This is a genomic window from Candidatus Eisenbacteria bacterium (assembly GCA_013140805.1).
In the GTDB taxonomy this organism is placed as follows: domain Bacteria; phylum Eisenbacteria; class RBG-16-71-46; order RBG-16-71-46; family RBG-16-71-46; genus JABFRW01.
The window spans coordinates 18,918-43,379 of the sequence record JABFRW010000014.1 but is presented as its reverse complement, the minus strand read 5'-3'; the positions used below and the strand labels follow the sequence as shown (position 1 = coordinate 43,379).

18 protein-coding genes are annotated in these 24,462 nt (G+C 68.8%); 3 read left to right on the top strand and 15 right to left on the bottom strand.

Going from position 1 to position 24,462, the window contains the following annotated elements; genetic code table 11:
- Nucleotides 1-1,095: glycoside hydrolase family 3 protein (locus tag HOP12_01485; protein NOT32820.1), on the top strand; the 1,095-nt coding region annotated here is incomplete at its 5' end.
- Here HOP12_01485 and HOP12_01480 read toward each other — a convergent pair.
- From HOP12_01480 to HOP12_01435, 10 genes are all read right to left on the bottom strand, one after another.
- Entirely contained in the window at nt 1,092-2,279 is a 1,188-nt protein-coding gene (locus tag HOP12_01480) for a hypothetical protein (protein ID NOT32819.1), read from the bottom strand. The two genes, HOP12_01485 and HOP12_01480, sit on opposite strands and share 4 nt — an antisense overlap.
- A 76-nt stretch (nt 2,280-2,355) precedes the next feature.
- Complete coding sequence (locus HOP12_01475; protein ID NOT32818.1) at nt 2,356-3,984, bottom strand: hydantoinase B/oxoprolinase family protein; 1,629 nt, start codon at nt 3,982-3,984, stop codon at nt 2,356-2,358.
- Nucleotides 3,981-6,002 (bottom strand): hydantoinase/oxoprolinase family protein, encoded by a 2,022-nt coding sequence (locus tag HOP12_01470; protein NOT32817.1) that lies wholly within the window; start codon nt 6,000-6,002, stop codon nt 3,981-3,983. The genes HOP12_01475 and HOP12_01470 overlap by 4 nt, the downstream gene beginning before the upstream one ends.
- A complete protein-coding gene (locus tag HOP12_01465) occupies nt 5,999-6,535 on the bottom strand; it encodes a hypothetical protein (GenBank protein ID NOT32816.1) in 537 nt (178 codons plus the stop codon). The genes HOP12_01470 and HOP12_01465 overlap by 4 nt, the downstream gene beginning before the upstream one ends.
- Before the next feature lie 90 nt (nt 6,536-6,625).
- Nucleotides 6,626-8,212, bottom strand: coding sequence for a polymer-forming cytoskeletal protein (locus HOP12_01460; GenBank protein ID NOT32815.1), 1,587 nt, complete (start codon nt 8,210-8,212; stop codon nt 6,626-6,628).
- 711 nt (nt 8,213-8,923) lie between these two features.
- Nucleotides 8,924-10,099 (bottom strand): cystathionine gamma-synthase, encoded by a 1,176-nt coding sequence (locus HOP12_01455; protein NOT32814.1) that lies wholly within the window; start codon nt 10,097-10,099, stop codon nt 8,924-8,926.
- Between the two features lie 64 nt (nt 10,100-10,163).
- On the bottom strand, nt 10,164-11,549 hold the full coding sequence (locus HOP12_01450) for a pyridoxal-phosphate dependent enzyme (protein NOT32813.1): 1,386 nt from the start codon (nt 11,547-11,549) through the stop codon (nt 10,164-10,166).
- Nucleotides 11,550-11,689: 140 nt separating this feature from the next.
- Nucleotides 11,690-13,129, bottom strand: a complete 1,440-nt coding sequence (locus tag HOP12_01445; GenBank protein ID NOT32812.1) for a hypothetical protein — start codon at nt 13,127-13,129, stop codon at nt 11,690-11,692.
- 106 nt (nt 13,130-13,235) lie between these two features.
- Nucleotides 13,236-14,471, bottom strand: coding sequence for a hypothetical protein (locus HOP12_01440; protein NOT32811.1), 1,236 nt, complete (start codon nt 14,469-14,471; stop codon nt 13,236-13,238).
- Between the two features lie 48 nt (nt 14,472-14,519).
- Nucleotides 14,520-14,684, bottom strand: coding sequence for a hypothetical protein (locus tag HOP12_01435; protein ID NOT32810.1), 165 nt, complete (start codon nt 14,682-14,684; stop codon nt 14,520-14,522).
- 446 nt (nt 14,685-15,130) lie between these two features.
- On the opposite strand from HOP12_01435, the gene HOP12_01430 reads away from it, so the two are divergent.
- Nucleotides 15,131-15,949, top strand: a complete 819-nt coding sequence (locus tag HOP12_01430) for a hypothetical protein (GenBank protein ID NOT32809.1) — start codon at nt 15,131-15,133, stop codon at nt 15,947-15,949.
- A gap of 5 nt (nt 15,950-15,954) precedes the next feature.
- Here the strand turns inward: HOP12_01430 and HOP12_01425 are convergent, their stop codons facing one another.
- The 5 genes from HOP12_01425 to HOP12_01405 are packed head-to-tail and all read right to left on the bottom strand — an operon-like array spanning nt 15,955 to nt 23,084.
- Nucleotides 15,955-16,356 (bottom strand): hypothetical protein, encoded by a 402-nt coding sequence (locus HOP12_01425; GenBank protein NOT32808.1) that lies wholly within the window; start codon nt 16,354-16,356, stop codon nt 15,955-15,957.
- Nucleotides 16,353-17,252 (bottom strand): hypothetical protein, encoded by a 900-nt coding sequence (locus HOP12_01420; protein ID NOT32807.1) that lies wholly within the window; start codon nt 17,250-17,252, stop codon nt 16,353-16,355. The genes HOP12_01425 and HOP12_01420 overlap by 4 nt, the downstream gene beginning before the upstream one ends.
- Nucleotides 17,249-20,413 (bottom strand): efflux RND transporter permease subunit, encoded by a 3,165-nt coding sequence (locus tag HOP12_01415; protein ID NOT32806.1) that lies wholly within the window; start codon nt 20,411-20,413, stop codon nt 17,249-17,251. The genes HOP12_01420 and HOP12_01415 overlap by 4 nt, the downstream gene beginning before the upstream one ends.
- Nucleotides 20,414-20,415: 2 nt before the next feature.
- On the bottom strand, nt 20,416-21,921 hold the full coding sequence (locus HOP12_01410; GenBank protein ID NOT32805.1) for an HlyD family efflux transporter periplasmic adaptor subunit: 1,506 nt from the start codon (nt 21,919-21,921) through the stop codon (nt 20,416-20,418).
- Complete coding sequence (locus HOP12_01405) at nt 21,918-23,084, bottom strand: TolC family protein (GenBank protein ID NOT32804.1); 1,167 nt, start codon at nt 23,082-23,084, stop codon at nt 21,918-21,920. The genes HOP12_01410 and HOP12_01405 overlap by 4 nt, the downstream gene beginning before the upstream one ends.
- Before the next feature lie 1,036 nt (nt 23,085-24,120).
- Here HOP12_01405 and HOP12_01400 point away from each other — a divergent pair.
- Complete coding sequence (locus tag HOP12_01400) at nt 24,121-24,462, top strand: hypothetical protein (GenBank protein NOT32803.1); 342 nt, start codon at nt 24,121-24,123, stop codon at nt 24,460-24,462.

Below are 24,462 nucleotides of genomic sequence, written 5' to 3'. Positions count from 1 at the left end.
GGCTTCGAATGGGACTTCGCGCCGGTCGCCGACGTGCACTCGGAACCGCTCAATCCGGTGATCGGTCCCCGCGCGTTCGGCCACGATCCGGCGGCCGTCTCGGCGATGGTCGGCGCGTGGCTGCGCGGGTTTCGGGCCGAGGGGCTCGCCGCGTGCCTTAAGCACTTTCCCGGTCACGGCGACACCGTGCTCGATTCGCACCTGGAACTGCCCCGCTGCGACGCCGATCGCGCCACGCTCGAGGCGCGCGAACTGCGCCCGTTTCGTGATCACCTGTCGGCGGCCGCTTCGATCATGACCGCGCACGTCGTCTATCCGGCGTTCGACGCCGAGCGGCCCGCCACCTACTCGCCCGCGATCGGACGCACGCTGCTGCGCGACACCCTGGGCTTCGGCGGCGTCGCAATCACCGACGCGCTCGAGATGAAGGGCGCGGCGCGCGATCTCGATGCGGCCGAACGCGGCCGACTTGCGATCGAGGCCGGTTGCGACCTGCTGCTGTTCGCGTTCCACGACGAAGCCATTCGGCGCGCGCGCCTGATGCTCGCGAACGCCGTGATCGACGGCGGGCTCGACCGCCCGAGCTTCGATGCCGGCCGGCCGCGTCTGGCCGAGTTCGATCGCGACCACCTCGAGCCGAGCGGACTCGAGCTGGAGCGCCCGCTCGAAAACCTGACACCCGCCGACTGGGTGCCTCGACTGCGGGCGATCATCGACCGAGGGCTCGCAGTGCGCGGTGCGTGGCCATCGCTCGCGGGCGATGCCGCACTGCACGTGAGTGAGCCCGAGTACCCGCGCTGCGAGTCGCTGCTCGCGCGGCTGCGCAATGCCGGAATGCCTCTCACCGACGAGCCCGCGCGCGCCACGGTGCGGCTCGTCGCCGTGATGACGCGCGTGCCGGTGCCCGCCGAAGAAGTGGCGCGCCTGCGATCTCTCGCCGCCGCTCAGCCGCTGGTGCTCGTGAGCCTGCAGAGCGACGCGGTCCTCGATCAGGTCCCCGAGGCCGCTCTGCGCATCGCGGCCTCGGACGCCACCGACCTGACGCGCGAGCGGGTGGTGGCGCGGCTGCTGAGCGAACGCGGCGGTCGCGCCTAGTACGAGAAGTGGAACTGGACGTAGGCCTGCTTCTCGTTCGGAATCTCGGTGCCGAAGCCGTCGTCTTCAGCGCGCGGATCGATGAGCCGGAACGTCCAGCGGACCTGACCGAACGGCACCGGCTGGAACTCGCCCTCGATCGCATAGCGGTTGTAGTCGTTCAAGAGACTCACCGCGTCGGAAGCACCGCGATCCAGCATCAGCCGGTCGTAGCGCACCCGGAACGTGGCCCAGCGCGACGGCACGTAGTCGAGTTCAGCGAAGTAAGCGAGCGAGTTGCGCTTCTCGCCCGTCACCGCCTCGTCGGTCCCGGCCGCGACTTCGCCGAGCAGTGCGAAGCGCTGCCAGTGCGTCATGCCGTAGTAGCCCCAGCGCGTCGCACGACGGGTCGGTCCGAAGGTCTGCTTGCGGAAGTCGTCGTAAACCGAGACCGCGCCCTGGTACCAGGGCGCGCTGTAGCCGAGCTTGGCGACCGTCGCGCCGGCGTACTCGCCGTTGAAGACGAACGACTCCCCGTTCAGCCACTGCGCGCGGCCGAACCACGGCCCCGAAGCCATGCCGTACTCGAGTCCAACGTCGGTGAGACGCGGGTCGTAGGGAAGAAACGTCTGCTGGGTCTGGAAGTCGAGAAAGCTGTTGCGGGTGGCGACCGTGTGATCGTCCATCCGCAGGCCGAACGCGGTGCGCACTCGACCCGCCTTCAGGTAGCCGTCCCACGGCAGCCCGGCGAACATGCCGTAGGCGTCGCGTGACGCGGAGCCGGTACGCGTGTAGACCAGCGTGAGCTGGTCGTGGGGCTGGAACGCAATGTGGAGCGCGTTCTCCATGTCGAAGAAGCCGACGCGATCGAGCGAGTCCGAGCTGCGGGTCGAGTTCGCGAGCAACAGCACGCGCTGATTGATACCGAAGTAGAGCGGCATCGCGTCGCCGACCCGGTTCACCAGTTCGAGACTCGACCACTTGCTCGACGAATCCTCGGGCTCGATCTCGTGGCGGTTTTTGGCGTACGCGAAGCCGAACTCCTTGCGGGGCCCGCCGCCGTTCGGATCGAAGTGGCAGTTCTGGCACATCAGGCCGGTGCGCGCGGCATAGAGCGGCACCGTCTCGCCTCCGCGCGGAGCCAGCAGCGAAGCCACACATGCGACCACCAGCGCGACGGGAACGATGCGCAACAGCGGACGCATGCAGACCTCCGGGAGAAATGAGACTCGAAACAGATCGACGGCTCGGCACACGGCGCGCAGGACGGCGTGAGCGCCGTCAGCGCGGGACACGACGACGGGCGGCGCGACCATGGCCGCCGCCGCCCGAGCTCGCGACGGTTAGCACCGCGCCTTTCGGAAAGTCAACCACGAACTTGCCCGGCAACGGTTCCGACCCCTTGCCCCCGCGCACCGACCCGCGTTCGAGCCGCGCGGCGCGTGGCCAGATCACTTCGTTCGATCCCGTCGAACCCGCCTCGCCGCCGGCGAGGCCGTAGGGCCCACGGGTGCGCCGCTCCGAGATCACCGTTACGCGCGCGGGCGCCAGCATCTCGAGTGAGCGTTCGATGCCGTCACCACCCACCCACCGACCGCGCCCACCACTGCGGCGTCGAATGCGGGTCGCGACCACGCGCAGCGGATAGGCATGCTCGAGCGCTTCGACCGGTGTGTTGCGGGTGTTCGTCATGTGCGCCTGCATGGCGTGCTCGCCATTCCAGCCCGGCCCCGCGCCGTGTCCGCCCGCGAGCGTTTCGTAGTAAGCGAACGGCAGGCCGGTGCGCGGATCGCGTCCGCCGATCAGCAGGTTGTTCATCGTGCCGCTGCTCGCCGCCGGTACGCGCCCCGGCAGGGCACGCGCGAGTGCCCCCAGCACCACGTCGACGATGCGCTGCGAGGTCTCGACGTTGCCCGCCGCCACGGCGGCCGGCGGGCGCGGGTTGACCACGCTGCCGAGCGGAGCGATCACGTCGAGCGGTTGGAACATGCCGTGATTGATGGGCACGTCGCCCACCACGCACCGCACCGCGTAGGCGACCGCTGCGCGCGTCACCGCCTCGACGGCGTTCACAGGTCCCGCGGTCTGAAGCGCGGTGCCGCCGAAATCCACGCGCAGTCCGCCGGCGCGCCGCGCGATCGCGACCCGGATCGGGATCGGCCCCGCACCCAGCCCGTCGTCGTCGAGCACGTCCTCGAAGCGCCACGTGCCGCGCGGGATCACGCGCAACGCGGCGCGCATGCGTTGCGCGCCGATCGTGATCAGCGCCGCCGAGGCACGCGCAAGCCGCGCGGCGCCACAGCGCGCGGCCAGTTCGCGCAGCCTTCGCTCGCCGGTCGCCTGCGCTCCGAGCTGCGCGGCCAGATCGGCGCGGCGCTCGTCCGGCGTCCGCACGTTGGCCAGCACCAGGCGCATCACGTCCTCCACCACGCGACCGGCATGCACGATGCGCAGCGGAGGGATCCGCAATCCCTCTTCGTAGACCTCGCGCGCCAGCGGCATCGAACCGGGTGCGGCCCCGCCGACATCGGCGTGATGCGCGCGACTCGCCAGATAGAAGTCCGCCCGGCTCGAACGTCCGATGAACACGCCCGACACCGTGGTGAGGTCGGGCAGATGGGTGCCGCCCGCAAACGGATCGTTGAGCAGCACCACGTCGCCGGGTCCGATCGCAACCTGTTCGCGTGCGATCTCGACCGCACGCGGCAGGCTGCCGAGATGCACCGGAATGTGCGCGGCCTGGGCGACCAGCCGCCCCTCGCGGTCGAATACTGCGCACGAGTGGTCGAGGCGCTCCTTGATGTTCGGCGAGTGAGCGGTGCGCATGAGCACCACGCCCATCTCCTCGGCGCACGAGGAGAGCAGACTCTCGAGCACCGCGAGCTCGACTCGATCGAGACGCGGGTTCATGCGCGCTCCTTGCGGCCGCGCGCGCGCGTCACCACCAGCGTGCCGCTCGCGTGCAGGCGACCATTCCATTCGCGGGGTACCCACAGCGTGGCGCCCGTGGCTTCGACGATCGCGGGGCCGCGCACCGCGGCGCCCGCCCGCAACCCGTCGAACGAGACACGGGTCGCGCGAATCACGCCCCCCCGATCCCACACCGGCGTGCGGCGCGGTGGCTCGTGCGGCGGCCGAGCACCGCGGGTGGCGCCTCGCAGCGGCTGAATCGCCGAGGCCTGCACCGGCCACGCGAGGCCCGGCACTTCGCCGCGCACCTCCACCGTGACCACTTCGATCGCGCGCGGGGATTCGGAGAAGCCGAAGCGCCGCCGATGCTCGGCATGAAATTGCTTCACCAGGTCACCGCGCGCCGGCAGCTCGAGTTCGTGCGACTGACCGCGATAGCGCATCTGGGCCCAGCGCTCGAGCTGCACGCGCGGCCGCTCCGCGCGGCCGAAGCGCCGCAGCGTCGCCCGTTCACGTTCGGCGAACGCCCGCCCCAGAGCCACTCCGTCTCGCGCGTCGAGCAGCACGGTGCGCGACGTCTCGCGCCGGTCTCCCGTCACCAGCGCACCGAGCGCCGACAACACGCCCGCGAATCCCGACCACAGCACCACGTCGCAGCCGAGCGCTTCCGCGACCGGGGCAGCATGCAGACCGCCCGCGCCTCCGAACGCCACCAGCGCCGCACCACGCGGATCGTGTCCCCGTTCGAGCGAAACGGTGCGCAGGGCGGCCTCGATGTGCGCCTCGGCGACCCGCACCACGCCGGCCGCCGCTTCGCGCGCCGAGCGCGCCGCGATCGAGCGCGCGAGCTTCGAGAGCGCACGCTGCGACGCTTCACGGTCGAGCGGGCGAGCGCCGCCGGCCAGCGACGCGGTCGCAATGCGCCCCATCACCACGAGCGCATCCGTCACGGTCGCGGGTCCGCCCGCGCCGTAGGCAGCAGGCCCGGGGGCTGCACCGGCGCTTTCAGGCCCCACCCGCAGCAGACCGCCGTGGCCGGCGCGGGCGATCGAGCCGCCGCCGGCACCGACCGAGTGGACGTCGAGCAGCGGCAGCAGCACCGGGAATCCGCCGATCTCGCGTCCGCGCGTGCGCGGCAGCCCGCCGTCGAGAAACGCGACGTCGGTCGAGGTGCCGCCCACGTCCAGCGTGAGCGCTCGCTCGAAGCCGCAGCGACGCCCGAGTTCGCGCGCGGCCGCGAGCCCGCCGGCCGGTCCCGAGAGCAACTGTCGCACCGGTTCGCGGACCGCCTCGGCGAGCGGAGCGGTGCCGCCGTGCGAGAGCACCACTTCGATGCGAACCCGCGAGGCGCGCCCCAGTTCCTCGAGATAGGCGCCGACGCGCGGCACCAGATAGGCGTTCGTGACCGCGGTCGCGAGTCGCTCGTATTCGCGGTACTCGGGGCACAGCTCGGACGACGCGGTCACGCTGACGCCGAGCCGAGCGAGTGCACGCGCGATCGAGCGCTCGTGCGCGGGATTCGCGTAGGAATGCAGCAGCCCGATCGCGATCGCCTCGGGGCGCGCGGCACGCACGCGCCGCACCAGTGTTGCGAGTGCGGCGCGATCGAGTCGCCGCCAGGTCTCGCCCGCAGGGCCACTGCGCTCGCGGGCACCCAGGCGGCGCTCGCGCGGCACCAGCGGCGGCTCGCGGTGCGGGCCGAGGGCATAGAGAGACGGACGCTGCTGGCGGCCGATTTCGAGCACATCCTCGAAGCCCTCGGTGGTGACGAGCACCACCCGGGCGCCACGTCGCTCGAGTAGCGCGTTGGTCGCGACCGTCGAGCCGTGACGCACGCGAGTCGACGGAGCCACCGCGAGTCGCGTCAGCCCCTCGAGTACCGGGCGCGCGGGATGCGCGGGATCGGACGGCAGCTTGAACGTGACGAGGCGACGGCCGACCAGCGCCACGACATCCGTAAAGGTGCCACCGGTGTCGATGCCGACCACGCGAGGAGCGCGGCTCGTCGCGGGGCTCATCGCGACGCACCCGGCGAGGGCCGTGAGCGACGCAGCCGATCGATCAGCGCGCCGAGCACGATCGCGACTCCGGCGGCGACCAGGATCCAGGTCGGGATCTCGAACTTGCGACCCACCAGCGCGAGCACGAAGTAGTAGGGCAGCGCTCCGAGGTAGATGGCCAGACCGTAGAGCGCGAGCGGATAGCCGGCGACTGCAGCCACGATCTTGAGCGGGGCATCGGGCAGCGGCGTGGCACGCGCCACCAGGATCGCGACGAACGAGGCCGACGGAAAGCGCGCGAGGGCTTCGGTGACTCGCTCGCGCGCCGGCAGGAAGCGCTTCATCCACGGGCGATCGGAATGCAGCCCGAACCGCAGCAGTGCGAGCTGCACCATGCTTCCCAGCGCACTCGCCGCCCCTCCCAGCACCGCGAGCTGCCACGGCTCCTGCAGCCGGCCGTAGTGCAGCAGCAACGGAGTGGTGAAGAACGCGAACGTCGCGCCATCGAGGAACAGCAACAGGCAGAGCACCACGAGCGAGTCGGCCGACACGCCGCGCAGTCTAGCGGAACGCGAAAGGGCCCGCGCGATTGCGCGGGCCCTGCGTACGATGAGCCGGCGAAGTGGCTCGCCTTCGGCGCCCTAGCCGATCGGCGGCGGTGGCGCGGGCGGTACCGGCGGAACAGGCGGAGCCGGCGGAAGCGGCGGTGCCGGATATTCCTGCGGACCCGGACTTGGTGGCATGTAGGAACTCGGAGGCGCAGGCGGAGGCGGTGCGACCGGCGGTGGGGCAACCGCCGGAGCCTGGGGCGCTGCCTGTTCGCTGTAGCCGGGACTGGTACGCGCGCTGCCAGGTGCCGCAGTCGGATCGAATGGGGCGCTCGGTGCCGCGGGTGCGATCGGAGCGGACGGAGCTGCGGGTGCGCCGGACGGTGGCGGCGGCACCGGTCCACCGTAGCTCGGGCCGGCGGGTGACAGCGAACCGAACAGGCGTGCCGGCGGCCACCACTGACCGCCCTCACCCTGACCGAACTTGGAGCGCACGATCGCGCCGATTCCGAGCAGTGCGACACCGCTGTAGGCGACCATCGCGAGCACCCACAGGATGCCGCCGATCCAGCCGAGGAGCGGCATGTGATGGAGCATCTCGCTCACCAGCATGGCGCCCTGAATGATCACGATGCCGGTGATCGCGCTTCGCAGCAGCGTCGGTGCCGCCTGCCCCCGGTTGGCGGCAACGCGCTCGCCGAGTGCGGCCGCTCCCACCACGTAGCCCCAGCCGGCGACCAGGATGATGAGTGCGATGTAGGTGAAGAACGCACCGATCGCGACCGGGATGCCGATGATCGTGACCACCAGGATCACCATGGCGATTGCGAGCGCGATCAGCGACGGAGCGAGCAGCAGCGCCATTCCGAAGCCGAGGCCGAACGACATGCCCGGCTCGCGCCGGAGACTCTCGATCGCGCCGCGGGTGCGGCGGGGCGCAAAGCGGGTGGCGACCCATGCCACCAGCAACCAGAACAGCAGGTAGGTGAGCCGGCGCACGATCGTGGTGGTGGCTCCGTGCTCGGAGTCCCGATCGCGGTCGCCGTCCCAGTCGCGGTCGATGCGAACGCGTTTCGCGCGCTCGCTGCGACTGTGACGGCTCTGCAGCCCGGTCACACGCTGCCCGCCCACGTAGGCACCGCTCTCTTCTTCGAGCTTTCCGCCCATGCACAGGACGTCGCCGTCGATGCGCGCGGAGCTGCCGAGGAACACGTCACCGCCGGTCGCCGAGACATTGCCGCGCACCTGGCCGTAGACCTTGATGTTGCCGCCGAACGTGAGGACGTCGCCGTCCACCACTTCGCCCTTCTCGATCGTGATGTCCGAGCCCATGCGCACCATGTCGCCGGTGGTCGGCACGGCGGGCGCTTCGGGTTCGGAAGGCGGGCTCGGAATGGTGGGTTCCGCGAGCACCGCTTCGGGATCCGGCTCGGCGCGAGTCGCGCCGGCGGCCGGCGCGACCCGGGCGGAGCTGGAGCTGGAAGTGGAGCTGGAGGGTTTGACGATGCGAGCGCGCTGCCGCTGACGGAACGCGCTGGAGCTCTCCTCGGGAACCGAGCGGAATCGGAGCGGGTTCTGCGCCAGAGCCTCGGGCGCGAGCGTCGCGTCGACGCCGAGACCCAGAACGAGTGCGGTGCCGAGCGCGAGGATCGCTGCGGTGACTCGGGCGGCGTTTCTCATGATTCCTCTCCTTGCCTCGTCCGCCCCCGGGTGGGATGTGACCGGGGCCCACGAGCTCCTGAGTGGAGCGAGCTGCTTCGTTCCCGACTGACGTTGCGCTCTACGGCAAGGTGACGATTCAGGTTGCGGGCGCGCACGGTACTTGCCACTCCCGGCCATTTGGACCGGGTGTTCGACCCCAAAACCGAAGGGGGGTCCTTGCGGACCCCCCTCGGGAACTTCAACCCGGCATCACCGGGTTCACGTCAGTGCGACGCAGGCTGGCTGGCCGTGGTATCGGCCGGCATTGCCATGGTGTCGGTCGGAGCATCCACAGCCGGAGTCTCGGCCGGGGTCTCCGCAGGCGGAGCCTCAGAAGTCGTCTGCGTCTGGCTGCATCCAACCAGCGCGAGCGCCATCATGGCGACGAGGAATAGAGCGAAAAGCTTACGCATCCTTAGTTCTTCACCCCCTCAATGGAGTCACCGCCAACCTTGCGGCCGGCGGCAGAATCGGGCTGATCGCTCGGGAATGAGCGACACCGAACGGGTGTCGGCCCCTGGCGTGCGTCCGTTGCGTTTGCTTACGACGCCCCTACGCGTTCGCCCCTGCCCACGGAGACGGCGCGCAAAACGAGCCGGCAGGGTAGGGACAGCCGGCCGGGGTTGTCAACTCGAAACTACCCTCGGCGCGCCCCCGCCACGATGCCCGAGGTGCTTGAAACCCGCGGATTTACGCGCCCGAGAGCGCGTAGTCGAGATCGGACTGGAGATCGGCCAGGTCCTCGATTCCGACCGACAGGCGGATCAATCCGTCCGCAAAGCCGATCTTGAGCCGATGCTCCCGGGGAACCGAGGCATGGGTCATGGAAGCCGGGTGACAGGCCAGACTTTCGACTCCCCCGAGGCTCTCCGCTCGCGTGAAGAGACGCAGCCGATCGAATACCCGGCGCCCGGCCTCGAGCGAGCCGTCGCCGGGGACGAACGACAGGGTGCCGCCGAAACCCGACGCCTGGCGCCGCGCGAGTGCGTGCTGCGCGTGGCTCTCGAGTCCCGGGTAGAGCACTCGCGTGACCGCACGATGACCCTCGAGGTAGCGGGCGATCGCGAGCGCGTTGGCGTCGTGCTGCCGCATTCGCACCGCGAGCGTCTTGGTGCCGCGCAGCGCGAGCCAGCAATCCATCGGACCGGGGACACCGCCGGCCGCGTTTTGCAGGAAGCGCAACGACTCGGCCATCGCCTCGTCGGACGTGATCAGCGCGCCACCGATCAGGTCGCTGTGACCGTTCAGGTACTTGGTGACCGAGTGCAGCACCACGTGGCAGCCGTGTTCGAGCGGACGTTGGAAGAACGGCGTCATGAACGTGTTGTCGACCACGACCTTCGCACCGCGGGCGTTCGCCAGTTTCGCGACCGCGGCCAGGTCGGTGATCTGCATCATGGGATTGGTCGGGGTCTCGACGAACACCAGCCGGGTCGCGGGAGTGAACGAGGCTTCGAACGCCTCGGTGCGATCCGACGGCACGAAGGTGTAGCGCAGTCCGAGTCGCTCGAACACGCGCACGAACAGCCGGTAGCTGCCGCCGTACAGGTTGTCGCCGGCGATCACGTGGTCGCCGGCCGACAACGTCAGCATCAGCGTGGTGGTGGCCGCGAGTCCCGACGCGAAGCACAGTCCGTGGCGCCCGCCCTCGAGCGCGGCCAGGTTGCGCTCCAGCGCCTGCCGGGTCGCGTTGTGGGTGCGCGCGTACTCGAAGCCCTTGTGCTTCCCGAGTGCTTCCTGGGCATACGTCGAGGTCTGATAGATCGGGGTGACGACCGCGCCGGTGGTGGGGTCCGGCTCCTGGCCGGCATGGATGGCGCGGGTGCTGAATCCGGCGCCGGGTTGAAGAGCGGAATCGCCGCCCATGGGTGTCCTCCGGGGCGCGGGCGACTCGGCCCGCGCGAATGAATCGAGAGCTTCGCGTCGGAGCTCAGGCTCCGGCGATGAACTGCAGCATGTCGAAACGCGTGAGAATGCCCACCAGCTCGCCGTCGCGCCGCACCAGCACGGCGGGCTCCTTGGCGAGCAGGCGGGTGAGCTGCTCGACGTGCACGTCCGCGGTCACGACCGAGAGCGGCCCGGTCATCCAGCGATCGACCGGGATCTCGACCGCGCGCGGATCCGAGAGTGCCGCCTTCAAGGCTTCGCTCTCTTCGAGCGTCCCCACCACTTCGCGGCCCTTCATGACCGGGATCTGGCTGATGTCGTGCTTTTCGATGAGCGCGAGGGCGGCGCGCAACGGCTCGCCCGACTGCACGCTCAGCAGCGCCTGAGCGTTCCGACCCTTGTTGCCGACCACGTCGCCTGCCGACGAGGCGCGTGGATCGAACAGGTGGTTGTCGCGCATCCACTCGTCGTTGTGGACCTTGGTGAGATAGCGCTCGCCGGTGTCCGGGAGCAGCACCACCACCAGGTCGTTCGGGCCCGCGGCCTTCGCCACCTCGAGCGCGACCCACGCGGCCATGCCCGCGGAGCCGCCGACGAAGATCGCATCCTCGCGCGCGAGGCGGCGTGCCATGTTGAGCCCGTCGCGGTCATTGCACGAGATCACGCGATCGACCACCGAGAAATCAGTGGCGGTCGGGATGAAGTCTTCGCCGACGCCCTCGATCTTGTAGGTGTGGGCCTCGCTGAGTTCTCCGGTCTCTTTGTAGTGCTTGAGGATCGACCCGACCGGGTCCGCCCCGATCACCTGAACCTTCGGATTCTTCTCCTTCAGGAACTTGCCGGTCCCGCTGATGGTGCCGCCGGTCCCCATTCCGGTCACGAAGTGTGTGATGCGTCCGCCGGTCTGCTCCCACAACTCGGGACCGGTGGACTGGTAGTGCGCCTGGGGGTTCGCGGGGTTGTGATACTGGTTCATCAGGAATGCGCCCGGCCGTTCGGCCGCGATGCGCTTCGCCACCGAGTAGTACGAGTCGGGGTGTTCGGGAGCGACGGCGGTGGGGCTCAGGTGGACCTCGGCGCCGAATGCCTTCAGCAGGTTCACCTTCTCGCTCGACACCTTGTCCGGCATGCAGAACGCGGCGCGATAGCCCTGCACGCACGCCACCATGGCGAGCCCGAGCCCGGTGTTGCCCGAGGTGCACTCGACGATCGTGCCGCCGGGCTTGAGCTTGCCGTCGCGCACCGCCGCCTCGACCATCGCGAGACCGATGCGGTCCTTGACGCTGCCGCCGGGATTGAACGACTCGACCTTCGCGAGCACCGGGCACGCGATGCCCTCGCTGACGCGGCGCAACCGCACCAGCGGCGTGTGTCCGACGGTGTCGAGAATGCTCTCGAAGTACTGGACGCCTTCAAGTCTGGGGCTCACGGCAGGACGGCTCCCTCGCGCGCGCGGCGCGTGAATGCGATGGCCTTCGGCCGGTCGTCGCGATCCCCGCGAGACCGGGACGCACGGTAGGGAGGCGCCCCGGTGGGCGTCAAGAGTGAGTCGGCGAGGAACCCGCGAATCTACTGGCCGCCGTGCGCTGTCCCCATGCGTCCGGCCGGGATCGCTTCCTTCACTTTCTTGTTCTGAATCGTGTGTCCGGTGGTGTTGCCGTGCGCGATCAGAGGGAATTTCTTCTCCCAGTTCCAGGTCGCGTCATTGTCGCCCTGGTGGCACTTCACGCACGTCTCCTCGCCCACCGTGTGCGCGGCAGACGCGAACGCATCGTGCTTGGTGCCCATGCCGTGGCAGTTCTCGCACTGCACATTCGAGAGCCGCGCAGCATCCGATCCGGTCTGGAACCCACCCGGCTGCTGGTAGCCGACCACGTGACACGGAATGCAGTCGGGCGTCGCGTCCTTCTGCTTGGCCACCAGCGTCGACCACGCGACCGAGTGCGAGGTGGTCTGCCACTGCTCGTACTCGGGCTGGTGGCAACGCCCGCACAGCTCGGCACCCACGAAGTGATCGGCGTTCTTCTGCTTGTCCAGCTCGACGGCGGCCGCGCGTTCCTTCTCGTTCTTGCGCAGCTCTTCGTTGAGACCGTCCTCGAACGACTTCACCAGCCGCTGCATCTCGGGATTCTCGCCGACCGTCGGTCCGAGCATGAAGGTCTCGTTGTCGCCGCTGGTGGCCTTGCCGGCCGCGTCGAGGTTGAGAATCGTGCGACTCACATACTGGCCTTGCTCGCCACCGTAGGACGCCACCGTGCTCTTGACCGTGCGCCCCTTGGCGAGCATCGGCACGTTCCGTCCGCACACCACCGCGTCGATCCCCGGCACCGAGGTCACCAGGTCTTCGCTTTCGACCTTTCCGAGCTGCGACAGCAGCACCACGACGGTCGCACCCTTCTTGCGCAGCTCCGGAACCAGCTTGAGCGCGATGGCGTTCGGATCTTCGACCCGCACCGAATCACGCGCCGCGCCGATTTCCGCCGCAGCCGGCATCAGACTGAAGAAGCCGACTTTGACCTTGCCGACGGTCTTGATCAGGTACGGCGCGAACGCGGTCTTGCGGGACCGGCGATCGAACAGGTTCGCCGAGGTGAGCGGCAGCGCGGTGCGCCGCGCTTCGGACTGGAGCAGCGCGTAGCCGAAGCGCAGATCGTTCGGGCTCACGCCCACCGCGTCGAGCTTCATGATCTTCATGGCGTCCATCATGAACCACGCGACCGGCCGATGAAGCTCGTCCTCGGGCACGAAGTTACCGTTGTCGACCGCGAGAGTCAGCGGGCTCTCGATCCGCACGCTGTCGATGAAGCTGGCGCGACGCGACAGTCCGCCCTTCGGAATGCTGCATCCGCACGGACTGGTCTTACCCTTGACGTCGGTGGTCGAAAGGATCACGAGCGCATTCGCAGACGGCTTCGTCGGGCTGCTCGGGGGCGCATCGGCGCCGGCCAGCAGGCCGAGTGCGACGAGTGCCGAGAGCAGGGAGAGCCCCCGTGACAGGGGTCGGTGCATGTTCAGCTCCTCGGGTTGGCGTTCATGACAGACGCGGCGTCCCGGAGACCGGAACGCCGCGTTCGAGAGTCGAAACCATCAGGGTGAAGCCGGGTCGAGCCCGCGCTCAGTGCGAGTGTCCCTCGTGACCGTGCGCCGGAGCCGCGGCGGTGTCTGGAATCACCTCGACCTTCACCTTCTTGTGCTCGATCGTCATGCCGGTGGTGTTGCCGTGGACCACCATCGGCAGCTTCAAATCGTAGTTCCAGGTCGCGTCGTTCTCGCCGTGGTGGCACTTCACGCACGTCGCTTCGCCCACCTGGTGCGGCGGCTGCGCGAACGCCTCGTGGCTGGTCCCCATGCCGTGGCAGTTCTCGCACTGGACGTTCGCCAGCCGCGGCGCATCGGCGCCGGTCTGGAAGCCGCCATTCTGTTTGTAGCCCACGACGTGGCACGTGATGCACTCCGGAGTGGCTTCCTTCTTCTCGTGGACCAGCGTGTTCCACGCCAGTGAATGCGACGTGGTCTTCCACTGGTCGTACTCGTTCTTGTGACACCGCGCGCACAGATCGGCACCGACGAAGTGATCGGCGTTCTTCTCCTGTGCGATCGTGCTCTCGGCGGCCTTTTCCTTCTCGGCCTTTCGCATCTTCTCGTTCTGCCCGTCTTCGAACGCCTTGACCAGGCGCTCGACGTCGGCACGAATGCCGACTTCCGGTCCGAGCATGAACGATTCGTTCTCACCCGACATCACCTTGCCGCCTGCCAGTGTCAGCATGGTGCGGCTCAGGTACTGGCCCTGCTCACCGCCATAGGACGCGACGGTGCTCTTGACCATGCGGCCCTTGGTCAGGACCGGCACGTTGTGCCCGCAGATCACCGCGTCGATTCCCGGCACCGCCGTGACCAGATCTTCACTCTCGACCTTGCCGAGCTGCGACAGCAGCACCACCACCGCCGCGCCCTTCTTGCGCAACTCGGGGACGACGCGGCGAGCCGTCGCGACGGCTTCGTCGATCCGCAAGGAGTCCCGGTTGTTGTTCAGGTCCTGCTTCTCGTTCATGAGGCTGAAGAAGCCGACCTTGACGCTTCCGATCTTTTCGATGATGTACGGCTGGAACGCGGGCTTCTTGGTGCGAACGTCGATCAGGTTCGCGCTCGTCAGCGGCAGCCGCGTTCGCGCCACGTGATACTTGAGATAGCCGTAACCGAAACGCAGCTCGTTCGGGCTGGTGCCGACCGCCTTCACGTCGAGCAGCTTGATGGCGTCCATCAGGAACCACGCCTTGTCCTGCTCCAGCTCGTTCTCGGGAAAGAAATTACCATTGTCGACCAGCGCCACCTGGCCGTACTCCGCCTTCACACTGTCGACGAAACTCGCCCGCCGGGCGAGGCCCCCCTTGGGGGTACTTCAACCACACGGGCTCGTCTTCCCCTTGACGTCGGTCGTCGAGAGGATGACGAGCTTGTCTGGCTGCTTGATCGAGGTCGTCGGAGTGCTCGCCGCCATCAGCGCGAGACACGCGACGAGGGCGAGCAGACCGGCGAACCAAAAGCGCGCGGAGAGAATCTTCATGTCGGGTGTTTGCTCCCTGAGAACAGCGCGAGGGGAAGCGGCGGAAACGAATGAGCGGGGGGATTTTAGGCAGTCCGGTTCGGCACCGTCAAGAATCGGCAGCACCCCCCTTCGGGCTTGACCCATCCATGTCGTCTTCGCCCCAATCGGTGTTCGGGCTGGCGCTCGGCACCCGGGCGCCCCGTCAGGCCGAGATTCGGCGTACCTACCCCGGCTTCCTGAAGCCGCAAGGCCGTGGAAGACCGAATCAGTCGAGACGCTGAGTTCGGCGGAGCAGTTGGACGAACTCGATCGCCGCGAGTCGCGTCACAGCTCGCAAATGATCGAGCCAGTGGCGAAGCGAAAAACGGTTGTTGCGATTCGTCACACACTCACCGATACCGCTCGACAGGCGTGAGCGACAGCCCTAGTTTCGGATCGTCGCGCAATCCCACCCGAGCGCTTTCATGGACTTCGAGACTCTCAGCGAACACGAGTGGTCGTCGGTCGAACGGGTCTACGACCTGCTCGATCAGGGTGAGGTCGAATCCGCGCGACGCGAAATCGATACGCTACTGCTCTCGAGACCCGGTCACGCCGATCTGTGCATGGTGGACGCGGCGGTGCGCATCGAGGAAAGCGACCCGGAGGGGGCGCTCCGCACGCTGGTCGGCGCCGAACGCTCCGCCGACCCCTCCGCGTTCTTCCACCTGCGCGCCGTCGCATCGTACGAACTGGCGCGCTTCGAAGTCGCGAGAGAGGACGCGTTGCGCGCGATCGCGATCCAGCCCGGGCTCGCCGAGTCGCACGACCTGCTGTCTCGCATCGCCGATCACGTCGGCAATCCCGACGAAGCGCACGAGTACGCCGAGAATGCCGCCGCACTCGATGCCGAGGCGTTCCCCCTGCCGCTCGAAGTCGCCGACGCACGCTTCGATGAACTCGTCGAGGCGTGCGTGAAGGAACTCCCGGAACGCGTGAGACGCGAGCTCGACCACGTTCCGGTGCTGGTGGAGCCGCTGCCGAGCCGCGAGATCCTCACCGCCGAGTCGCCAACGCTCGCACCCGACATTCTGGGACTGTTTGTGGGACGCCATCTGCTCGATCGATCGGGCGCGGATCCACCCGGAACGCCGGGCACCATTCATCTATTCCGCAAGAACCTGCTCCGCTCGTGTCGTGACGAGGAAGAACTGGCGCGCGAGATCCGCGTGACGGTGCAGCACGAGGTCGGCCACCTGCTCGGCCTCGACGAGGACGACCTCGAGGAGTGGGGACTGGCGTAGGCCGCTCAGCGGCTGACGATGACGCCCTTCCACATGTCCATGCCGCACGCGAAACGCACCGAGTCCGCTCGATCGGCGGCGAGTTCCACGCGGACTTCCTGATCGAGCGGCAGCGTGTGCGTTCCGACCACGCCGCCGAACACCGCCTCGGTCGCGCAGGTCTCGTTGGTGGTGCGCTTGAACACGATGGTCGCCGGCTGCCCCTTCGCCACTGCGATCTCGGCGGGCTCGAAGCCCTGCGAGGTCGCGAGCACCGTCACTTCGGTCGGCGCGGGGGTCGTCGCATCGGTCGCGGTCGTCGCCTGCGATTCGGTGGAAGCGCCCGTCGACTGAGAGGACGGCGAGGCGCATCCGGCGGCCAGCAGCATCGTCACGAGTCCCACCACCCGAAGCTCCGCACACATCATGACTTCCTCCGATCGGCATCCTTGAAGGTGACCTTCCGAACCACCAGCGCGTGGTCCGCACCGTGAACGTATAGCACGCCCTGCACCTGGACCGGGCGACCGATGAACGGAATCCACTCGTCGTCGGGGTCCTTTCCGTGCGTCACCGCGATCAGCGGGTAGGTCCGTCCGCTGGATTTCTCGAGGAACATCAGCGTCTGCCCGCCGCGCGCGCACATCGTGGCGCAACCGATGTGCGCTTCGCCCTCGCCCCCGTGCGTGAACCAGCACTGCGGATCGATCAGTTCGCCCGTCATCGAGACGATCTGCGGTTTCGTGCGCGCATCGGGGCGCGCCGGCGCCAGCGTGGTGGACGCAAGGCCCTGCACCGCGCCGATGCCATCGAGCGCAGCTTCGAATGCCGCAAAGTGAGTGCGGGTGCGGCCGAGGTCGCCCGCGTCGCCCGCCACGTCGAGCTGGATCGCGAGCTGCTTCACCGTCTCGGAGATGGTGTCGAGCCGCTTCGCCGCGGCCGCATCGAGTCCCTGTGCGCGTTCGTGCAGCGCAACCACCAGGTCGCGCACGTCGAACGCATGCTGGTGCACTTCGTCGAGCCGGCCGGCCTCGATCGCGGAGGCCAGCGTCTTCCGCACTTGGCCGAGCTGTTCGAGGATCGCCGCGGGGGTCGTCGCCGGCTCGATGCCCTCCCCGACCGCCGCGTGCCCCTCCGGACGCGCGGTCACGGCGCTCGGCGTCGCGGTATCGCCGCCACTCGACGCGTGATGCTCGGCGCTCGAAGGCGGCGCACCCGTGGTGGACTTGGGACTCGAACCACCGCCGCACGAGGCGGCGAGCAGCGCGACGATCGAGGCGAACACCGCGATCGAGGTCGAGAAGAAGGCGGAACCGTCTTTCATTCGATGTCTCCCTTTTTGAAAGCGCGTTCGCCGGCCGGCTTGGTGCCGAGCTTGCGATGACGTGCGAGGTGAGCGACGGCCGCGGCTCGGCCGAAACGCAGGAAAGCAACCGGTGTGACCACCATGTCAAGCAGCGTCGAGCTGACGAGACCGCCGAGGATCACGACCGCGACCGGATGCAGGATCTCCTTGCCCGGCGCGTGCGCATCGAGCGCCAGCGGCACCAGCGCGAGTCCCGCTGCAAGCGCGGTCATCAGCACCGGCACCAGTCGCTCGGTCGAGCCGCGCACCACCATTTCGACGCCGAACGACTCGCCTTCCTCGGTCATGAGATGCAGGTAGTGCGTGATCATGAGAATCGTGTTGCGTGCGGCGATGCCGGTCAGCGTGATGAAGCCGACCAGGGTCGCGACCGACAGTGTGCCGCCGCTGCTCCACACCGCCACCACCGCTCCGATCAGCGCGAGAGGCAGGTTGAGGAGCACCTGGGAGGCCAGCACCCACGAGCGAAAGTGCATGACGAGCAGCACCAGCATGGCCGAGAATGCCAGCAGACCGAGCCACGCGATGCGCTGACCGGCGGTGCGCTGGCTCTCGAACTGTCCGGCGTAGACCAGTTCGTAGGCGGGCGGCAGAATCACGCGCCGACCGACCTCGCGCTGAATCTGCTCGACGGTGCGGACCAGATCGCGTCCCGCCACATTGCATGAAATCACGATTCGGCGGCGACCGTCCTCGTGCAGGATCTGGTTCGGCCCCGGCACGATCTCGATGCGCGCGAGCTCGCCGAGCGGCACGCGTGCGCCGTCCGGAGTCTCGACGCGAATCGAGCGCACCGCGTCGGGATCTCCGCCGCTCGGATTCTCGAGTCTCACCCACACCGCGGTCGCACGCGGGCCCTCGACGAGCTGCGAGACCGCTCTCCCGTGGAGTGCCGTCTCGAGCCACTCGGTCGCCCGTTCAGGACGCAGGCCGTAGCGACCGATCGCTTCTCGATCGAGCGTGAGGCGGAGCTGCGGGATCTCCACTTGCGCCTCGAGCTGCAGATCCACCACGCCGGGAACGTCCTGCATCACGCTCTGGATCTGGGCACCCGTCGCTCGCAACACATCGAGGTCGTCGCCGAACAGCTTGACCGCGACCTGAGCGCGCACCCCGGAGAGCAGGTGCTCGAGTCGATGCGCGATCGGTTGACCGATGCTCACACGCACCCCGGGAATCGTGGCGAGCCGTGCGCGCAGGTCCGCAAAGATCTCGGCACGGGTGCGCTTCGAGGCTCGGAAGTCGACATCGATCTCGGTGTAGTGCACACCCTCGGCGTGCTCGTCGGTCTCGGCGCGTCCGGTGCGTCGGCCGGTCGAAACGACTGCGGGGGCGGCGAGCAGCAGCCGCTCCGCCAACGCGCCGATTCGACTGGATTCGGTCAGTGAGGTTCCGGGCGGCGCGATCAGGTTGAGGGTCGCGGTCCCTTCGTTGAACGGCGGCAGGAATTCGCGACCCAGCCACGGCACCGCCGCAACGGCTGCGAGCACCAGCCCGGTCGCGATCCCGAGCACCCAGCCCGGCCGCGGCAGCGCCCAGCCGAGTACACGTCGATCGAGGCCCTTCAGCACTCGCACGATCGAGGTGTCGTGGGAGCGCTCGCGAGTGATCGAGCCCGGCAGCCACCACGAACACAGCACCGGCGTGACCGTGAGCGAGACCACGAACGAGGCGAGGATGGCCACGATGTATGCGAATCCGAGCGGCTGGAACAGCCGTCCCTCGACTCCACCGAGCGACAGGAGTGGCAGGAACACCAGCACCACCAGCGCGGTGGCGTAGACGATCGAATTTCGCACCTCGCATGACGCCCGATACACGACCTGGAGCGTCGGAAGCGGCTGTGCGAGTCGCGCGTTCTCGCGCAATCGCCGATGCACGTTCTCGACATCGACGATCGCGTCGTCGACCAGTTCCCCGATCGCGATCGCGATGCCGCCGAGCGTCATGGTGTTGATCGAGACGCCGAACGCCCGCAGCACCAGCGCCGCCACCACCAGCGAGAGCGGAATCGCGGTCAGCGTGATGGCGGTCGTGCGAGCGCTCCACAGAAACAGGAACAACACCACGATCACGAGCAGCGCTCCGTCGCGCAGCGCGTGTTCCACGTTGTGGATCGCGGCCTCGATGAAGCGCGCCTGTTCGAAGACCGGCGTCAACACCACGCCGCCAGGCAGGGTGGCACGTAGTTCGTCGAATGCACGGTGCAGCGCACGCGTGACCTCGAGCGTACTGGCACCCGGCTGCTTCTGGATCGCCAGGATCACGGCCGGCCGGCCGTTCACCCCCGCGTCGCCGCGCGGCACCAGTCGCCCCTCGCGCACTTCCGCGACGTCGCGCACCCGCACCGGGACTCGCTCGCGCAATACCACGACGGTGCCGCCCAGCTCGGCAGGATTCGAGAGCCGCGCCACGTTGCGCACCAGCAGCTCGCGACCCTGCGACTCGGCATAGCCGCCGCTGCTGACCGCGTCGGACGCCGAGACCGCCTCCTCGACCTGATCGAGCGTGACGTCGAGAGCCGCGAGCCGGGACGGGTCGGCGATCACTTCGATCCTTCGCACCCCACCGCCGATCGGGATCACCTGAGCGATCCCGGGAATGGTGAGCAGGCGTGGGCGGATGACCCAGTCGGCGAGTGTTCGCAACTCGACCGGGGTGAGAGTCGAGGAGTCCGCCTCGACACCCAGCAACATGATCTCGCCCATGATCGAAGTGACGGGGCCGAGCGTCGGCATGACGCCCTCGGGCAACCCGGCGCGTGCGAGTTGGAGGCGCTCGGCGACTTGCTGGCGGACGCGCAGCAAGTCGGCGCCCCAGTCGAACTCGACGGTCGAGACCGCGAGACCGATGCCGGCGGTCGAGCGCACGTGTCGAACACCTGGGAGTCCGAGCAGCGCGGTCTCGAGCGGTCGCAGGACCTGCGGCTCGACCTCCTCGGGCGCGAGTCCCGGAGCCTCGGTGAGGATCGTCACGGTGGGGCGATTGAGATCGGGGAACACGTCGACCGGCAGCGCACGAATGGCCGCGATGCCGGTGCCGAGCAGCACGAGGGCCGCCGCCACCACGAACCAGCGATGGCGGAGCGACGCTGCAATCAGGCGGTCGAAGAAGTGCATGCTTAGTGCTCCAGCGCCACGACCGGCGAAGCCGCCAGCGCGGCGACGCCGCTGATCGCAACCCGGTCGCCCGGAAGCAGGGAGCCTCGCACCGCGACCTGGTCGCCGAGTCGCGAGACTACCGAGACCTCGCGGGCCGCAAAGCGTTCGGGTGCGGTGTGCACGAATACGTAGGTGCGGCCCTGCCGTTCGTGAAGCGCCTCGCGCGGCAGCGTGGCGAGCGACTGCGGCTCGCCATACTCGATCGCCACCTCGGCAACCGCCCCGACCCGCAGCGCGCCGCCGGGATTCGGTACCTCGAACCACGCCTCGACCGCACCCGGAACTTCGCCTTCGGTGGCGCCGATCGCAACGCGCCGGCCCTCGAACACCCGCTCAGGCGCCGATCCCGAGGTGACGTGAGCCCGCGTCGAACGCGCGACGTGCGCGAGGTCGGCCTGGAAGATGTCGGCATGCACCCAGACCACCGCGGGATCCAGCAGTGCGAGCAGCTTCTGCCCCGGCTGAACGGCCTGCCCGTGCACGACGAACACCTCGGTCACCACCCCGCCGATCGCGGCACGCAACGGGAGGGCATCGACCACCAATAGTTCGCCGATGCGTTCGCCGGCACGCAGCCGCTGACCGATCACCGGTGTGCGACCACCGTCGAACTGCACGCGGCCGCCCTGCGGTGCGGTCATTTCGAGCGCCGCACCTCCGCGCGGTGCCACCCGACCCAGCACGGAGATCTGCGGCCGCACCGGCGCGAAACGCACCGGTCGCGTGCGAACGCCGATCAGGAACTGCGACGGCTTCGGCAGCTGCACGACCGCGCCGGGCCCGAGCGGGGCGCCCGGCGCCAGCGTCGTCGCATCGTCGTGACCCTCGTGCGCGTGCGCTTCACCCGCCGCCCACGGTCCGGGCGGCAGTTGCGCGAGCAGCCCGATGGCGAGCAGCGCCGGTGCCGATCGGCGGCGCGCGAGCCACCCGACCATCAGCGCGATCGGAATCACCGCGAGCCACCATGCCCATCGCGAGGCGCGGGACTCGGTGGAAGCCGACGCAGCGGCCGGGTCGGCTGTCGCAGCGGCGACCTCGAGACCCGCGAGCGCGAACTCGCCCCGCCGGCCGCGCGCCTCGAGCGTGACGAACACCACGTAGGCACCGGTGTCCGCGGCCGGCCATGGCGCCGAATACGTCCCGGGGCTCGGCGTGGCCTCGGCCTGCCCCGACCACAGCGGCCCATCGCCACCGCGCGCGCGGTAGGCGACCTCGAGTCGCGCGCCCGGCAACGGTTCGTTGGTCGCGAAATCGCTCAGGTAGAAATCGAGTCGGCTGATCTTGCCGGGCCGCAACGGATCATTCGCGATCACCAGCTCGAACTGCTCCGAGACCGCGTTCAGCGTGTGACGGTTCACGGGAGTCCCCGGCGCCGGCGCGTGCTCGGGGGCGGCAGCGGATGGGGTTGCGAGCGTCGTGGCAAGCAGCGCGGCGCCGATCACGGCGCGCATCAAGGCAAGGTTCATCGCGTCGCTCCCGAGGCGATCGCCTCGAATGAGAGCCCGAGTGCTCGTTCGAGTGCGGCACGCGCCTCCCAGTAAGTGAGTTCCGATTCGAGTCCCTCGAGTCGCGACTCGGTGAGACGGTCCTTTTCGGCGAGGTAGGCGTCGAGACCGATGCGGCCATCGCGATAGGCCTCGCGCACCCGCACCAGGTCGGCGTCGATCTGGCTTGCGCGCGACGCATCACGCGTGTGTTGCGACCACGCCAGTCGCAGCCGCCGATGCGCTCGGCGCGCTTCGGTCGCCGCCGCGAGCGCCACGACCCGCTCATCTTGAACGGCGAGTCCGGTCTCGGAGCGCGCCTGCTCGACGGCCATGCGATCGATCGTGCCCCACGGCAACGGCACTCCGACGCGCGCACGGAATCCCAGCTCACGTGTGCCGCCGTCGTCCGCCGTCGCGGTCTCGGACGGCCGGCGTTCGAGAAACGCGCCGATCGCCACGTGCGCATCCCCGTGCTGCTCGCGTGCGAGCAGTCGCTCGGCCGCTTCGCGCTCGCGGATCCGAGCGCGAGCCTGCAGCACCGCAGGGGCGTCCTCGCGGCCGCGCGCCGCGATCGTGTCCTCCGCAATCGTGAGCGACTCGGGCTCGACGGCTTCGGAGGCCAACACGATCGCGCCGGCATCGGCACCGAGCCAGCCGATCCGTTCGACGAGGGCTTCCTCGAGTGCGATCGCGTGGGTCGCCCGGCGACGCTCGACGCGCAGCTGATCCAGCTCGACCAGTCGCGCGGTGAGCGGCGTGATCAGTTCGTCGCGCACGCGCGCACGCGCAGCCGCGGTCACCTCGGCATCGAGCGCCACCAGTCGGTCGAACACCTGACGGCCGCGCTCGAGCACGCGAACGCGCTCCAGCGTGGCCCGCACTTCGATCGTCAGCGCTCGCGCAAGGCTTGCACTCTCGGCGCGAGCCGATTCGTAGCGCGCGAGCGCCACGCCGCGCCGTCCGTCCGCAACATTGGCGAGCGGGATCCCGCGCGACAGCTCGAGCGTGGAGCGCGCGTCGTCCGATCTGGCAGAGCCGCCGAGCTGCTCGTGCTCGAGTTCGAGCATCGTCGGTCGAGCGCCGGGTCCCGACACGATCCAGGCGGCACGGGCTCCGGCAACCGCGGCCCGTGCTCGCACCATGGCCGGATGCCGTTCGAGCGCGAGAGCGATCGCGCGGTCACGCGTGAGGGTGTCGGTTGGGGTCGCCGCCCGCGCTCTGCAGGCCAATGCGGCGAAGACACACGTTGTCACCGCGCTGACGAGCATGACTCGCGCGCACGCTGCAATCGCGGCCTTTAGAGTCGCAAGTCGTGCGGCCGAGCCGTCGTTCGTTCGAACCGATGAAGCGATGGGCCACGGGGCCATCCGCTGTCCACCTCCCGGAGCGCAATCGCGCTCCGAACAGAGCCAGTCAGGAACCGTACTTCGATCAGAAAGTGCGATTCGGTGGCGTCGGAGAGGTCAGACCTGCGGCGGGCCGCGAAGCGAGCGAGCGCGGAGGAACTGCGGTTCGCGCGCGGGGGGATCGGAGAACTGCTCGACCCAACCCGAGTGACCAGGCTCGAGGACGAAAGCCGCATCGGCCGCGAGGAGTCCGAGGACTCCGAGGACTCCCGCGATCGAACCGGATTCCACGCCTGCAACTGGCGAGAGGGCGGCGGGCGGTGCGTCGATGCATGGGCAACAGTTCGCACCACGCGGCGACCGCGAATCAGACTTCGGCGCCTCAGGTGCCGCACTCGCGCTGCCTCGCGCACGGCAGCAGGCATGCGTCATCGCGGCATCGCTCGTGGCGCCGGTTGAAATCCCCGGCCGGGCGCTCGCGTCCGCTCGCGCCATCGGAACTCCCATCCATATGCAATGGGAGAGCTCGAAGACCAGCGTCAGTACCAGCGCGACCGACAGGGTCGGACGGCACATCGCGCGCAGCGTGGAATTCATCAAGGTCGAGTTCATGAGAGTGGGCCGGCAGCGAGCATGCGCATCCACTCGTCAGCGGGTCAAGACGAATATCGGCCGAAGTGACACATCGATTCATGCATCGCATCGTCCGAGGGCGTGAACTTTGCAGTTCATGGACCGCAAGCGTCCGTGCCGCGCGATTTCGGAACCACCCACGGCGATCCGCAGCACTCATTGGATTGCAATCGACGGTGGCGCAACGTAGGCTCGTTGCATGCTTCGCCGCATCCTGGTGATCGCGTTTCTGAGTCTTGGAATCCTCGCGATTCCTTCGCTGTGCCGGGCGGGGGTCCTCGACCACGCCTGCTCGTGCGGGGATGCCAGCAGCTGCGCGCACGAAGCCGACTGCGGGTCGGACCCCTGCTCAACCGCGAAGTCGGCGACCTCGGCCGTGACGCCAGTGCAGATTCTCGCGAGCCCCGCACTGCTCGTCGCTTTCGCCGCCGAATTGCATTGCCAGACGCTGGCCCCGATGGAGTCGTGGGCGCAATCGTCCGAACTGCGCCCTGACGTCCCCGCCTGTCTGCGCCCCGGAGCACGCCCGCTCCTGATCTGA